The 14,103-nt window shown below is 72.6% G+C and carries 11 protein-coding genes and 1 tRNA gene; 2 read left to right on the top strand and 10 right to left on the bottom strand.

Annotation, left to right across the window (positions count from 1 at the left end; all coding sequences use genetic code 11):
- Window positions 1–29 precede the first annotated feature (29 nt).
- Window positions 30–100: transfer RNA gene (locus ACFV6X_RS14030), tRNA-Gly, on the top strand.
- Window positions 101–188: 88 nt separating this feature from the next.
- Here ACFV6X_RS14030 and ACFV6X_RS14025 read toward each other — a convergent pair.
- Window positions 189–383 carry a hypothetical protein gene (locus ACFV6X_RS14025; RefSeq protein WP_141314327.1) on the bottom strand — a complete coding sequence of 65 codons (195 nt, stop codon included), beginning with the start codon at window positions 381–383 and terminating at the stop codon, window positions 189–191.
- Window positions 384–780: 397 nt separating this feature from the next.
- On the opposite strand from ACFV6X_RS14025, the gene ACFV6X_RS14020 reads away from it, so the two are divergent.
- Window positions 781–1,884 carry an acyltransferase family protein gene (locus ACFV6X_RS14020; RefSeq protein ID WP_385382349.1) on the top strand — a complete coding sequence of 368 codons (1,104 nt, stop codon included), beginning with the start codon at window positions 781–783 and terminating at the stop codon, window positions 1,882–1,884.
- Between the two features lie 72 nt (window positions 1,885–1,956).
- Here the strand turns inward: ACFV6X_RS14020 and ACFV6X_RS14015 are convergent, their stop codons facing one another.
- From ACFV6X_RS14015 to ACFV6X_RS13975, 9 genes are all read right to left on the bottom strand, one after another.
- A complete protein-coding gene (locus tag ACFV6X_RS14015; protein WP_385382346.1) occupies window positions 1,957–3,381 on the bottom strand; it encodes a DUF6177 family protein in 1,425 nt (474 codons plus the stop codon).
- A gap of 4 nt (window positions 3,382–3,385) precedes the next feature.
- On the bottom strand, window positions 3,386–7,366 hold the full coding sequence (eccCa, locus tag ACFV6X_RS14010) for a type VII secretion protein EccCa (protein ID WP_385382343.1): 3,981 nt from the start codon (window positions 7,364–7,366) through the stop codon (window positions 3,386–3,388).
- Window positions 7,367–7,400: 34 nt separating this feature from the next.
- A complete protein-coding gene (locus ACFV6X_RS14005; protein WP_385382341.1) occupies window positions 7,401–8,834 on the bottom strand; it encodes a hypothetical protein in 1,434 nt (477 codons plus the stop codon).
- A gap of 80 nt (window positions 8,835–8,914) precedes the next feature.
- Window positions 8,915–10,270, bottom strand: a complete 1,356-nt coding sequence (gene eccD / locus ACFV6X_RS14000; RefSeq protein ID WP_385382338.1) for a type VII secretion integral membrane protein EccD — start codon at window positions 10,268–10,270, stop codon at window positions 8,915–8,917.
- 76 nt (window positions 10,271–10,346) lie between these two features.
- Window positions 10,347–10,646 carry a hypothetical protein gene (locus tag ACFV6X_RS13995; protein ID WP_385382336.1) on the bottom strand — a complete coding sequence of 100 codons (300 nt, stop codon included), beginning with the start codon at window positions 10,644–10,646 and terminating at the stop codon, window positions 10,347–10,349.
- Between the two features lie 150 nt (window positions 10,647–10,796).
- Window positions 10,797–11,252, bottom strand: coding sequence for an HD domain-containing protein (locus ACFV6X_RS13990; RefSeq protein ID WP_385382333.1), 456 nt, complete (start codon window positions 11,250–11,252; stop codon window positions 10,797–10,799).
- A gap of 85 nt (window positions 11,253–11,337) precedes the next feature.
- A complete protein-coding gene (locus ACFV6X_RS13985; protein ID WP_385382330.1) occupies window positions 11,338–12,120 on the bottom strand; it encodes a hypothetical protein in 783 nt (260 codons plus the stop codon).
- 4 nt (window positions 12,121–12,124) lie between these two features.
- Window positions 12,125–12,523, bottom strand: a complete 399-nt coding sequence (locus ACFV6X_RS13980; protein WP_385382327.1) for a hypothetical protein — start codon at window positions 12,521–12,523, stop codon at window positions 12,125–12,127.
- A 68-nt stretch (window positions 12,524–12,591) separates the two neighbouring features.
- On the bottom strand, window positions 12,592–14,103 hold a 1,512-nt coding region (locus tag ACFV6X_RS13975), incomplete at its 5' end, for an ADP-ribosyltransferase (RefSeq protein WP_385382324.1).

Here is a 14,103-nt window from a genome sequence, read left to right as displayed (position 1 = left end):
GCGGGCTACTGACCTGCGGCGCGTTGTGCGCGGGCGTAGCTCAATGGTAGAGCCCCAGTCTTCCAAACTGGCTACGCGGGTTCGATTCCCGTCGCCCGCTCTGTCGCCTCGGGGCCCGGCAGGAGGTTCACCCTCCTGCCGGGCCCCGAGGCGTTTCCGGACCGGCAGCCGGAAGCCGGTCGAGCCCGTCAGAAGCTGATCGAGTTGATCGTGTCCGCTATCGAGTCGAGAAAGCGGTTGATCGACGGGGCCATCCCGGTCGAGGCGAGGAAGAAGCCGAAGAGGATCGCCACTATGGCGGGTCCCGCCTTGATCGAGCCCCCTCGCATCATCACCACCAGGATGATCGCCAACAGCAGCACCACTGACAGTGAAATGGCCACAACTGATCACACCCTCGGTCGGTCCGCTCTCCCGGCCGGGGCCACGAGCCCGCGCGACCCCCGCCAGAACCATCGTGCCACCAACAGGCCTCCCCTATGCGGCGCGTGACGTAACCCCGACCACACCAGCGCCGCACCCCGGCGCGCTCCGCGCTGCCCCGAACGCCCACCGCGTGCGCCCCGTAAGGGAATTGACAAGCCGCCGTCGCGGGAATTCAACCTGATCGTTTCCACACCCACACAACGTCGCCCACAACGTGCACGGGGATATTTCCAATTGCCCGTTTTCTCGGTTTTCCGAGGTTTCTCAGCACCTAAAGAAAGGTGACCGACGACTGAACCCGGAATGACGTGGAGAGTTTTACGGGAGCCCACGGGCGGGGCTAGGGTGCCTCAGATGTTTCAGGCACAGGTCAAACAGCGCGATGCCTTCTTCGACAACGCCAAGTACCTGGCGATCGTCCTGGTGGCGGTGGCTCACGCATGGGAGCCGCTGAAGGGGGACAGCCGGATCCTGGAAGGCGCGTACCACGTTGTGTACGCGTTCCACATGCCGGCGTTCATCATCATCTCCGGCTACTTCTCGCGCAGTTTCGACATGCGCCCCGACCGGTTGAAAAGACTGGTCACCGGCGTCGCCGTGCCGTACATCATCTTCGAGACCGCCTATCCGCTCTTCAAGCGTGTCGTCGCCGATGACCCGGGTCAGGACATAAGTCTGCTCGACCCCTGGTATCTGACCTGGTTCCTGGTCGCGCTGTTCGTCTGGCGGCTCACCACTCCCCTGTGGAATCTGGTGCGTTGGCCGCTGCCCCTCGCGCTCGGTATCGCCATGCTGGCGTCCGTCTCCCCGTCGATCGGCGAGGACCTCGACCTCCAGCGGGTGCTCCAGTTCCTGCCGTACTTCGTGCTGGGCCTGTGCATGAAGCCGGAGCACTTCCAGATGGTTCGCCGGCGGTCGGTGCGGCTCCTGGCGGTCCCCGTGTTCACGGCCGCGCTGGCGGTCGGCTGGTGGACGGTGCCGCGGATGGGCACCGGGTGGTTCTTCCACCGGGACGCCGCCCAGCAGATGGGCGCGCCGTGGTGGGCGGGTCCGGTGATGGTGCTCGCGATGTTCGGCTGCTCGCTGCTGCTGACCGCCTGCTTCTTCGCCTGGGTGCCGGGCCGGCAGATGTGGTTCACGGCGCTCGGCGCGGGCACGCTCTACGGCTATCTGCTCCACGGCTTCCTGGTGAAGGCCGGTGACTACCGCGGCTGGTTCGAGCCCGACTGGCTGCACCGGCCGCTCGGCCAGATTCTCGTGAGCGCGCTCGCGGCCGCCGCCGTCACGCTGCTGTGCACCAAGCCCGTACAGCGCGCCTTCCGGTTCGCGATGGAGCCGAAGATGGCCTGGGCGTTCCGGCAGGACGCGGCGCAGGGGGCGCGGGAGCGGGAGAAGGCGGCGGAGAAGGCCGCCGCCGAGGCCACGGAGAAGTCCCTCGAGAAGGCCCCGCTGGGCTGAGAGCGATGGGCCGGGCCACCACCGCGCGTACGGCGGTGGTGGCCCGGCCCTTCGCTCAGAAGCGCGGAATCTTCAGGACGCGCCCTTCAGATGCCGCATGAGGCGTTCGAAGTCCTGCCAGCCCGACAGGTCCGAGGGGTCGCCGGGCAGCGGGTAGTACAGCGCCGGGCGGGTGCGCGGGCCGAGTTCACGCGGGCGCTCCGGCAGCGGGGTGCGCCGGGCCCGGTCGCCGGGCATCGTGCGGACCTCCTCGGCGCCCAGGACGAAGGCGTACGGCACGCCCGGGCCCTCGAATCGGGGCGGTACGGACAGGTCGCGGCGGGCCCGGCGGATCTGCACCAGCATGGACTGGAGGTCGTGCCGGGTGGCCAGGGCCTCCGCGGCGGCCGGGACGGCGCCCTCCGGCACCTCCTCGTGCGCGCCGTAGCCGAACGCCATGGTGACGTCCTCCTCGACACCGGCCTTGGTCCGGGTGATGCGCACGGTCGCGAGGCCCGGACGCTCGGGCGTGCCGACGACCACCAGCCAGGTCGGCGCCGGGGTCCGTTCATGGGCAACGTCGGTCAACTGCCGCAGCGACCAGGGCAGGTTGGCCGGCTCCTCGGTGCCCCAGCCGGACGGCGGTTCGCCGGTGATCGCCTGCCACACGGCCTCCACGGCGCCGCCGAGCACGAGGCGGTCGTCGGCCGGGTGGACGGTGCGGAAGGAGATGGCCAGCTGTCGTTCGCCGGTGTCGGCGATGCCCTCCCCGAAGGTGCGGGCGACCGGCGTGCGCGGGTCCTCGGGGGTCGCCTCCGGGGACTCGACGGTCACGAAGAGGCCGTTGTCCCAGCGCAGTACGGCCCCGGACAGGCCGTCGTAGTAGCCGTCCCGCTCGTCCTGCACCACCCAGCGCGAGGGCCAGCCCGGCAGGGCGTTCCGGACGGCCGGCGACATGCGGGTGCCCGCCGGGGTGACGATCTGCAGGCCGCGTCCGGCGTCCGCGGCGGCGCGGAAGGCGTCCGCGAGCCACGCGGTCATCGCCACGACGGGGCGGTCCTGGATGACGACGGCGACCTTGTCGGTGAGGACGTCGACGGCCGGCTGCGCGGCGGCCCGGGCCGGCACGACGCCGATGCCGTCCGTCCGGACCACGCCCATCGACCGCGCGGCCTCCCGGGGCCAGGCGGTGCCGCCGACGAGCGTGGCCAGCCGGGCGGCGAACGTCCCGGCGAGCTCCGCGGCCTCCTTGACGCCGGTGGTGGCGCGGGCCTCGGTCCACCAGTACGGCGTCTCGGGCTCACGCGCCCCGAGCAGCCGCTCGGCCTCGCCCCGGACCTGCACGAGCAGGGGTGCCTCGACGGAGACGAGCGGACGGCCCTGTTCGTCGCAGAGCCGCACCACGGCTCCGTCGCCCTCGGCGCCCACCAGCTTGTCGGGGCCGCCGGAGAGCAGGCCCGCGAGCACGCTCAGCGGGTCGGGCATCTTCTTCGTGAGGGCGATGACGTCCTTGGTCATGGGTTCACCTGGTCCCCGCGTAGACGGTCTGGATGAGGCGGGTGGCCTCGCCACGGCGCAGCAGGGTGCCCCGCCCCGGCGGCTGATGGCTGGCGTAGACGCCGGGGAAGAGCTGGCCCTCGCTGCGGTCGCCGGCCATCACCAGCGCCGAGGCGCCGGACTCGCGCAGGCTCTGCAGCATCGGCTCGTACAGGCCGCGGGAGGCGCCCGCGACCCGCCGGGTCAGGACGAAGTGCAGACCGATGTCGACGGCCGAGGGGATGTACGGCACGAAGGGCGCCAGCGGCTGCTGGCCGGCGGTGGTCAGGACGTCGTAGTCGTCGACGACGATCACGATCCGCGGGCCGGAGAAGCTGCCGGGCTCCAGGTCCGCGCCGTCGGAGCCCTCGTCGGGCAGCCGCTTCTCCAGTTCGGAGGCGATGCCGGCGGCGAGGCCCGCGCACAGCTTGGCGTTGTAGGCGTAGCCGCCCCGGTACTCCTCGGGGATGGTGCCGCGCAGGCCGCGGCGCGGGTCGAAGACGCCGAAGACCAGCTCGTCGTCGCCGTAACGCTCCATCAGGCCCTGGGTGATCACCTTGAGCAGGTTGGTCTTGCCGCACTCGCTGTCGCCCATGATCAGCAGGTGCTGGTCGTGGTGGAACAGGTCCAGCAGGACCGGGGCGAGCTGCGTCTGGTCCAGGCCGATGGGGACGCGGCGCGGCTCGGCGGCCGGCGTGGGCAGTTGCTGGGGTTCCAGGACGTGCGGCAGCACCCGCACCGGCTGGGCGACGTCGCCCGTCCAGGTGGCGCGGACCGTACGGGCGGTGCGCTCCAGGACGGCACCGAGGTCGGCGGTGTCGGCGAGGCCGTCGGTGCGGGGCAGCGCGACCTGGGCGAACAGCTTGCCGTCGGTGAGGACGCGGCCCTTCTCCTCGGGCGAGAGGGTCTGGGCGAGCTTGCGTTCGATGCTGGACTCGCTGGGGTCGTTCAGGCGCAGCTCGACGCGGGTGCCGAACTGGGACTGGGTGGCGATGCGCACGTCGTTCCAGCGGAGCATGCCGGCGACGACGTGGATGCCGTAGCCGCTGCCGCGCTTGAGGATGTCGGCGACGGCGTCGTCCAGTTCCTCGAAGTCGTCGCGCAGCGCGCCGAAGCCATCGATGAGCAGCACGATCTCCGTGGAGGCCAGCTCGGTGACACGGCCGCCGGCGCGCAGGGTGCGCAGCTGTTCGAGCGAGTCGACGGAGTGGATGCGGAAGAGCTCCTCCCGCTGGTCGAGCATGGCCCGCACCGAGTCGATGGTGCGCGCGGCACGCTCCCGGTCGGCGCGGCCGGCGATGCCGCCGACGTGCGGCAGCCCGGACAGCGCCTGAAGGCCGCCGCCGACCAGGTCGAGGCCGTAGATGCCGACCTCCTGCGGGGTGTGCGTCAGCGCCAGGGACAGCGCGAGGGTGCGCAGCAGGGTCGTCTTGCCGGACGCGGGGCCGCCGATGACGGCCGCGTGGCCGCCGGCCAGGGTGAGGTCCAGGTACCACTGGCCCTGCCACTGCTTGGTGGGGTCGTCGAGGACGCCGAGCGGCACCCGCAGCGGGCCGCCCCGCTTGGCCAGCTGCATGCCGCGCGGCCCGACCTCGACGGGTCCCGCGACCTTGTCGAGGGCGACCGCGGCGGGCAGCGGGGGCAGCCAGATCTGCCGTACCGCGCGAGCGCCGGCGCCTTCGAGCTGGTCGATCATCACGCCCATCTCGGTGGGCCCGGTTTCCCGGCGCCGCATCTGCGGCTGCGCCTCGGGCGCGGCGCCGGACTCCTCGCCGAGCGAGTTGTACGCCTCGTAGGCCAGGGCGAGCGGGCCGGTGTCCTCGGTCTCGCGCTGCACGGGGCCGCTGTAGGCACCGGAGACGTAGCTCGCCTTGAACCGCTCGTAGTGGCTGGTGTCGACCTTGAGGTAGCCGAAGCCGGGCAGCGGGGGCAGATGGAAGGCGTCCGTGGTGTCCAGCACGGTGCGGGACTCGTCGGCGGAGAAGGTGCGCAGGCCGAGCCGGTACGACAGGTAGGTGTCCAGGCCCTTGAGCTTGCCGCCCTCGATGCGCTGGCTGGACAGCAGCAGGTGCACGCCGATGGACCGGCCGATCCGGCCGATGGACAGGAACAGATCGATGAAGTCGGGCTTGGCGGTGAGGAGTTCACCGAACTCGTCGATCACCACGAACAGGTGCGGCAGCGGCTCCAGGTCGGGGCGCTTCTCGGCGCGCAGCGCGGCGTAGTGGCCGATGTCCGCGACGTTTCCGGCGTCCTTGAGCACCTGCTGGCGGCGCTTGACCTCACCGGCCAGGGAGGAGTGGACACGCTCGACGAGGCCTGCCTGGTTCTCCAGGTTGGTGATGACGCCGGCCACGTGCGGCAGGTCGGCGAAGGGCGCGAAGGTGGCACCGCCCTTGTAGTCGACGAGGACGAGGGCGAGGTCCTCGGGCGGGTGGGTGGCGACCAGCGCGAGCACGAGGGTGCGCAGCAGCTCGGACTTGCCGGAGCCGGTGGCGCCGACGCACAGGCCGTGCGGGCCCATGCCCAGCTCAGAGGACTCCTTCAGGTCGAGCAGGACGGGCTCGCGGGAGTCGCTGATGCCGATCGGCACACGCAGGAACGCCCGTTCGCCGCGCGGCGCCCACAGCCGGTCCAGTTCCAGGCGGGCCACGTCGTCGATGCCGAGCAGCTCGGCGAAGTCGACCGGGCCGGTCAGCGGGGCGTCGGCGCCCATGGAGTCGGCGGACAGCCGCAGCGGGGCCAGCATCCGGGCCAGGCCCTCGGCGAAGGCGGTGCCGACCTCGTCGACGGTGCCGTGGGCGCTGATCGGCTCGCTCTCGCGCAGGTCCTCGATGACGACGCGTTCGCCCTCGACGGTGATGCGGACGCCGACGCTGCCGGGCTCCTGCACCCGCTCGTCGAGCAGGTGGAGCACGCTGACGCCCATGTCGCGCAGGCCGACCGCGTCGTCGGGGCGCGGCAGGTCCACGGCGTCGTCGCCGTGCGCGTCGGCGACGACGATCAGCCGGGAGGACATGGCGAGGGCGTCCCGGCCGGACAGGCCGCGGCGCACCTCGGCCGCGTAGGAGGCGCGGCGGCGCAGCTCGGGACCGATCTGGCGGGCCAGTTGGGGCATGGAGGGGGCGATCCGGCGGGCGGCGACCGGCCCGTCGAACTGCTCGCCGTCGAGCAGGTGGGGCAGCCACTTGGCCCACTCCCAGTCGCCGATCCGGTCGCCGGGCGCGGCCAGCGCCATCGCCACGTCGTCGGGGGCGTGGGTGGCGGCGGCCTGCACGAGCAGGGCGCGGGCGACCCGGAGGGTGTCCTCGCGGCTGCCGATGACGCTGATGTTGCCGACCCGGTCGAGCGGGACGGTGAGCGGCAGTTCGGTGCCGGTGCCGAAGCGGGAGACCAGCGCGGAGGCCTCGTTGAGCATGAACTGGTCGGGCGGGGTGAGCACGGAGGAGCCCTGGTCGCCGACCTTCAGGTCGCGTACCGGCATCTCACCGGTGCCGACGCGCACGCGCAGGAAGTCGCCGTCCATGCGGCGCCGTTCCCACAGCCGGGCGGGGTCGCGCACGATGTCGTAGAGAGCGTCCGGCGGCGGGTTGAGCACCTGGGCGCGTTCCCGGCGTTCGCGCTCCTCCTTGGACAGTTCCTCCCGCAGGTCCTCCAGGTAGGCGAGGTAGGCCTCGCGCTGGGTGCGGCGGGTGCGCTGGGCCTTGCCGCGCTGGGAGAACACCAGGATCAGCGAGCCGATGATGGTGACCACGAGGATGATCGCGCCCAGCGCCGCGAACTGGCTGTTGCGCACGACCGTCATCATCACGACGGACGACATCACACCGGCGACGGGCAGCAGCGAGGTCGCGATCGAACCCGCCTTGCCGTCGGGCAGGTTGGGCGGGGCCTCTATGGTGCGCGACGCGGGGGCGGCCGGGGGACGGGTGGTCCGGGCCGGGCGGTGGATCAGTCGGGTGCTCATCGTCCTTGCCTCTGGGTTTTCCCTTCCGGGGAGCTCAACGGCGCTTCTGGGAGAGCTGGAAGACCTCCGCGGCGAGGGCGGCGGCGGCCTGCCGGGTGGCCCGCGCGAGCAGGTCGGTGCGGATGGTGCCGCCGGCCGCGAGATGCCGGTCGTACGGCAGGATCCGTACGCTCGCACCGGTGGCCTTCAGCGGTTCGGCGGCCTTGTCCAGGTCGACGCCCGCGTGCGGCACCGTCTCGGTGAGCACGACCACGGTCGAGGTGGTGATGTCCCGGGGCAGTCCGCGCATCCACTGGAGCACGGCGTGGGTGCTGGCGACGCCCTCCAGCGTGGCGGGCACGGTCAGCACGCGGGCCTGGGCGGCCGACAGCGCGGTACGGGCCACCTCGGCGGGCAGCGTCTCGCAGTCGACGACGGTCACCCCGAAGTAGCGGCGCAGCGACACCATGACGCGCTCGTAGGCCCGGGTGTCGAGCATGGCGCCGACCTGGCCCTGGCTGCCGGGCAGCAGCCAGGCGTTGTCGGGCAGTTGGACGAGGTAGCCGGTCACGTCGAGCAGCGACATCTGCGGCTCGACCACGTCGGCGAGGTCCCCCGTGGTCCAGCGCAGGCTCTCCGCGCCGAGCCGCAGCGGCAGGGAGCCGAGCGCCGGGTCGGCCTCGACGACGAGGACCGGGTCCTGCCGGTAGTGCGCGTAGGTGGTGCTGAGCAGGGCGGCGACCGTCGTCTTGCCGGAGCCGCCGCGGATGGAGGTGACCGCGATCTGCCGGCCGGTGGTGACGGCCTGCTGGAGCACCTCGGCGGTGGCGGTCGTCTCGGCGACCTCGCGCGCGGCGGAGGAGGAGACGGTACGGCGGACGGCGCGCAGGGCGCGGGTGCCGAACGGCTCGCCGCGGCGGGGCTTGAGGCCGGTGTCTGCGATCCGCCTGTCGACGGCCGGGCGGGAGTCGGGGGTGGCGCGGGAGGCCGGGGCACGGCGGACGGGCGCGGGCTGCGGCGCGGGGGCGGGCGCGGCCTGCTGCTGCGGGTGGGCGGCGTAGGCCTGTGTCTGGTCGGGGTACCGCTGGGAGGCGGTGGGCTGCTGCGGGCCCTGGTCGGGATGACCCTGCTGCGGGTAGCCGTAGGCGGCCTGCTGCTGGGAGGGGGCGTGAGGCGCCTGCTGCTGCGGGACGCCGGGGGCGGGCTGCTGCTGCGGGTAGCCGTAGGCGGGGCCCGGACCGGACTGCTGGGCCTGGGGGTGCGCCTGGGGGTAGCCGTACGCGGGGCCGGGGCCGGGGCCGGGATGGGGGGCCGGCTGCCCTGCCGACTGCTGCTGCGGCTGCTGCTGTTCCTGTTGTGGATGCGCCTGGTCCGGCTGCGCGCCGGACTGTTCCCCGGACCGGGCGCCCGGCTGCGCGGCACGCTGTCCGGCCGTGCCGGCCCTCAGGTCGCGCAGGACATCGCCCTGCCAGTTGTCCCCGCTCGGCATGTCGCCCTTTCTCTCCCGCGACGCTCCCGCTTCGTCGTCCCGCCCGGAGCGACGCGTGTCGGCGTCTGGTATTCGAAGCCTCAGAACTTGTTGAGCAGTTGCCCGTAGATGCCGAACACCCCGACGGCGAGCGGGAAGAGCCCGATCACACCGAGGGACTCGATCAGGTCGGCCAGGCGCCGCAGCCGCACCCGGACGTGCTCCGGCGGCTCGATCGCGAGGACCAGCAGCGGCAGCAGCGCCGCGGCGGCCAGCAGGACGAGCGCACCGGCGCCACCCGCCTGGTCCAGCCACAGCACCGCGAGCCGTACGACGAGCAGCGCCGCCGCCCCGAACAGCGCCACGACCTCGGCGACCAGCGGGAAGGCCCGCGCCCGGGACAGCAGGACCACCGCGGTGAGCGAGGCCAGGACCACCGACCACACGGCCGGGTCCTCCCCGGTGGTCAGCAGCCAGCCGCCGGCGGCGGCCGAGGCGGCGGTGACCACGGTGGCGAGGGCGAGGCCGCGGTGGGTGGCGGCGAGCGCGTTGCCGACCTCGTGCCGGCTGACCGAAGTGCCCGTGGAGCGGCGGTCGTCGAGCCCGGTGAGGCCGGAGGCCATCAGCGCGAGCCGGGGCAGCAGGCCGAGCAGCACCACGGAGAACACCGCCATCACGGCGCCGAGCCGCTCGGGCCGGTCCTGCACGGCGGCGACGGCCTCCCACACGACGGTGATGACGGCGGCCGCACCGGCTCCGATGAGTCCGCCGCGGCCGAGTGGTGAGAAGAAGGCGAGCAGGACGAGGGTGAGCACCAGAGCGGTGACGACCCCGGCCAGCCGGGCTGTGCCGGGCCAGTCGTAGGCGTCGGCCGTGGTCCACGCGGCGAGCACGCCGAGCCCGCCCGAGGCGAGCAGCAGGGCACTGGCGAGTCCCACGTTGCCGCCGCCGGTCTTCGCGACCACCGCACCGGCGATCAGGAAGACGGCGGTCACGGCGAGCAGCGCGGTCGCGACGGACTCCAGCCCGAACTCCCGGCGGGCCAGCACCGCCGCGGCCACGGCGAAGGCGAAGGTGGCCACACCCGCGCTGGCCCGGCGCGCGGCCGGACGCCAGCGCCAGCCGCGCAGGTCGAGGTCGTCGGCCACCTGGTCGGTGACGTCGTGCACGACCGGGGCGGGCGGTGCGGCATGGGCGCGCACCAGGCGCAGTACGGCGCCGTCCGGTACCTCGGCCGACGACAGCGTGGCCTCGTGCGGGAGCACCGAGCCGTCGGTGCTGATGAGTTGCCGGGTGGTCGGCCGGGTGGCGGCCCGGTCGTCCAGCAACTGCAGTATGTCGGGGAGCAGTTGGCCGATCGGCGTGTCCGAGGGCAGGACGATGTCGGCGCGTCGTCGCTCACCGACCAGGGTGACCCGGCTCAGTTGAGTCCGGGACGTCGTTGATGTGCTCACCACTCACCGGAACCTATCATCGCGTCGTTTCGGCCATCGGCGCCGGGCGACGTGCTCACGTCAGTCACGCACACCGCGTTCACTGCTTCTCCCCACCCTCTACGGCGGACTTGCTGGGCGACGGGTTGTACATCTGCTCCTGCTGCTGGCGCTGCTTCTCCTGCTCGGCCCGCTGCTTGGCGAGGGTGGACTGGACGAAGGACCAGCCGATGCAGCCGGCGCACAGTACGGCGGCGATGGCGATGCCCGCGAAGATCTTGCCGAGCCGCTCGTCGGCCGTGCGCCGGGCGCGCTGCGCGCCGAAGAGCAGCGCGTCGCGCATCCGGCGCCGGCGCACCGCCACCGACTCCAGCAGTTGGCTGTCGTAGTCCCGTGCCATTCAGTCGTCGTCCCGTGCCGTAGAGGTCGTGGTCGTTCGTCGTGCTCGTACGTCGTGGTCGTACGTCGTCGTGGTCGTACGTCGTCGCGGTCGTACGGCGTCGTACGTCCTCGTCTTTCGTCGTCGTTCGGTCGTGGGTCTGCGCGGTCGTCAGTCGTCGGGGGTGAGCCCGAGGAGGCCGCGCATGGTGGCGTACTTCTGCGTCAGCCGCCGCGCCGTGTGCTCGTCGAGCACGGCGAGGCGGTCCGGGTCGGCGTTGTGCGCGAGGTCCGCGGCCTTGACGAGCCGGGCCCCCGGCGTGGCGAGAATCCGGCGTGCGTACGCCTGCGGTTCCTCATCCGGCCGCTTGGTCACGGCCCGTACGACGTCCTTGGTGCGCTGCGGCAGCGCGGCCCGCGCCAGCCACTCTTCGCTCAGCGCTCCGTCCTCGACGGCGTCGTGCAGCCAGGCGGCGGCGACGAGGTCGTCCTCCCCGCCCCGGGCGCGCACCCCCTCGGCGACGGCCGACAGGTGCTCGGCGTACGGCCGTCCGGCCTTGTCCGTCTGCCCGGCGTGGGCGGTGCGGGCGACGGCCTCGACCTCGGTGAGACTCATCTCCTGCGGCATGCGGCTCCCCCTGACTACGCTTCCGCAACATAAGACATGGACGCGCCATGCGTACAGCCGGGGTGCGGCGGCCTCTCGCGGCTTTTCACACCCCTCCCGACAGCCCCGTCACGATCATGAAGAGCACCCACAGGGCCGGGACGAGAGCGACGTACGCCCGCGGCCGCCGGCGTACGGGCACGCCAGGATCGTGGCGCGGGCCGAGCGTCCCCGGCCCCGGGGCGGGGAGCCGCTTCACCCGACGCACGGCGAGGACGTTGCGGACCAGCGTCAACGGCGCGAAGACGAACAGCGAGAGGGGGCTCCACCAGCCGACGCAGAGGGTGTGCGTGGTGTAGGCCCGGTACACGGCCAGCCCACAGGTCATGCACACGGGCCCGCCCGACTTCTGGAACCCCATGAGGACGACGAGCCCACGGTGGGCACGGAAGGTGACGTCGGCGGCGGGGGAACCTCCGCAGAACCTGCACATGAGGAGGGAACCCTCGCGGTCGTCGGTGGGTTCCCGCCGGACGTCCACGTCCTCGCCGCCCCCTTGATCGAGCGGGTGTCCTTCGGCGTCCGGGGTGGGGACCCGGGCCATGTCCTCGATCGCGGCGACGTCGGCGGCGCCGGTGACGGGGCCGATGCCGGGTTCACGGCTGAGCAGGCTGAGCACTCCGCGCGGGGCGAGGCCGCGTCCGTGCAGCTCCCGCGCCCGGTCGTGCCACTGCGTCCCCGCCCGGAGGGAGTCGCCGCGGCCTGCCGGGCACTGCACCCAGCCGACGCCGGTGGCATCGCCCCAGACGTACCCGACGATTTCGCCGTCGGCAGCCGTCACGGTGACGTAGTGCACGAGATCGGGTGTGCCGGTCGGGCCGTGCGGCACGGATTCAGCCTCCAGCAGCCAGTTCCTTGAGTGCGGCCAGGGACGGGGCCTCGGTGCGGGAGCCCGGCACGACGTGGCTCTGTTCGTTGTCGTTCGCGCCCTGCGCCAGCTCCGCGAGCAGGGCCGTCGGGGCGAGCTCCCGGGCCTTTCCGCCGCGCAGCGCCCGCACCCACCGCCCACCGGCGTTGACGGCGTTGGGCGAAAGGCCCTGCGGCACCACCCAGCCGGCCGCTTCGTCCCTGTCGTTCGCCCACACGTACCCGATGACCGTCCCGGCCCGGTCGGCGACGCTCAGGTACGCGACCGGTCCGTCGGTGTCACGGTGGTACGTCGCGGGACCTGCCACCTGCTTCATCTGCAGGTCTTCCGCGAAACGCGAGTTGAGTGGTGGTTCGCTGCTCATGATGTCCACATTCCTGTACGTCTGCCCGATCCGCAAAGACGGCCCTGCCCCATCCGATCAAGGGCCGCTCAGTGCGACCTCGGCAGGACCTCCCCGTATGCGTGCCACTTGCCCGCCGAGTCCATGAAGACGCGCGTCACCTTGTACTGCGTGCCGCGCGCCAGCAGCAGTTCCCGCTCACCCTTGTTCGCGGAGATGTAGTCGATCCACAGAGCAGGCGTGCCCTTGGGCACCCGCCAGTGCATGACCACCGGCTGGTGCTCGAAGGCCGGGTCCTTGCCGAGCGACGTGGAAGTGTAGCCGTCGTCGCCGAAGGTCCTGCCCTGCATGTCGAGCGGCGAGTCCAGGTCGAGGTGGTCGATCCGGGTACCGCGCACGACCATGATGTCCTCGGGTACGGGGCGGGTGCCCATGACCCGGTCCATGTTGTCGACGATGTCCGTGACCGGCGGCCGCACCGCCCCGTCCCGCAGCTGGCCGTTGATCTGCGTGTAGTAGAAGTCGCTGTACTTGTTCAGCGCGTCCTTGGCGGCGGGGTCGAGCTGGTCGATGTAGTTGTTCCAGTACGCGTCGCCATACGCCTGCCCCGCGTGGTTGCTGGAGCTGGGGTACGGGTTCGTCCCCCGCTCCAGCTCCGCCGCGGCCACCGCGTGCCGCTCCGCGTCGGTGGCCAGGTTGTCGAAGTCGTCCGCCGACATGACCGGCTTGTACTCGAACGGCTCCCCCGCCCCGCTGCCCGGCACGTCCGCACCCTGATGGGCCGGGGTGCCCGGCACGTCGGTGCCGTGGTGTGCGGCGCCGTCCACGGCGTCGTCCCCGAGGCCCACGTGGTCGCCGAGGTCCGTGTGGTCCCCGGTGTGCGTGGGGTCGCCGGTGTGCGCCGCGTCGTCCGTGTGTCCGGCGCCGTGCGAGGCGTCGTCGGCGTGAGTGCCGCCCGGCAGGTCGTGGCCCGTGCCGTGCGGGGCGTCCGGGGTGTGGCCGCCGGGGCCGGGGACGTCGGGCCCGCCGGTGTGCGGCGTGGTCGGGATGTCGTGCACCGGGTTGGTCCCCGCGGTCTGGTGGTACCAGGGGGTGCCGCCGGGGTGACCACCGCCGGTGTGCGGTGCGGTGGCCGGCGTCTGGTCGTACGCCGACGGCGACGGCACGTGGTCGTAGGCGGACGGCGACGGCACGTGGCCGTACGGCGTCGCCGTGGGCGGCGGTCCGAACTGCCCGCCGGGGGCGTTGTGGTGCGCGGCGTTGTCGACCGTGTGCGGCATGCCGTCGCCCGCGTGCACGCCCGCGTACACCGGCGGCTGGCCGCTGCCCTGGATCGTCCAGTGGGCCGGGAGCGTCGGCGTGTTCGCGCCGTGCGGGACCGCCGGCCCGGTCTCGTGCGTGACCGGCGTCGTGTCGATGACGCCGTTGGGCGCGATGAGGTTGCCGTTCGGGTCCATCAGACGGCCGTCGGGCAGGTGGACGGAGCCGTCCGGGAGGGTGGGGATGTCGATGTTGCCGACGCCCTTCAGCGCCGCGCTGATGTCGCCGATCTTCGACAGGCCCGCGCCCGCGCCCTTGGCGATGTAGGTCATCGGGTCGAT

This window comes from Streptomyces sp. NPDC059861 (assembly GCF_042731435.1).
Classification (GTDB): Bacteria; Actinomycetota; Actinomycetes; order Streptomycetales; family Streptomycetaceae; genus Streptomyces.
The sequence above is the reverse complement of the archived record's forward strand: the minus strand, read 5'-3'. Positions and strand labels throughout refer to the sequence as shown.

Excerpts from the sequence above, each read along its gene's own strand:
- ACFV6X_RS14020 (WP_385382349.1), top strand. The coding sequence starts at position 781 with ATGTTTCAGGCACAGGTCAAACAGCGCGATGCCTTCTTCGACAACGCC.
- ACFV6X_RS13980 (WP_385382327.1), bottom strand. The coding sequence starts at position 12,523 with ATGAGCAGCGAACCACCACTCAACTCGCGTTTCGCGGAAGACCTGCAG.
- ACFV6X_RS13990 (WP_385382333.1), bottom strand. The coding sequence starts at position 11,252 with ATGCCGCAGGAGATGAGTCTCACCGAGGTCGAGGCCGTCGCCCGCACC.
- ACFV6X_RS13995 (WP_385382336.1), bottom strand. The coding sequence starts at position 10,646 with ATGGCACGGGACTACGACAGCCAACTGCTGGAGTCGGTGGCGGTGCGC.
- ACFV6X_RS14015 (WP_385382346.1), bottom strand. The coding sequence starts at position 3,381 with ATGACCAAGGACGTCATCGCCCTCACGAAGAAGATGCCCGACCCGCTG.
- eccCa (WP_385382343.1), bottom strand. The coding sequence starts at position 7,366 with ATGAGCACCCGACTGATCCACCGCCCGGCCCGGACCACCCGTCCCCCG.
- ACFV6X_RS14005 (WP_385382341.1), bottom strand. The coding sequence starts at position 8,834 with ATGCCGAGCGGGGACAACTGGCAGGGCGATGTCCTGCGCGACCTGAGG.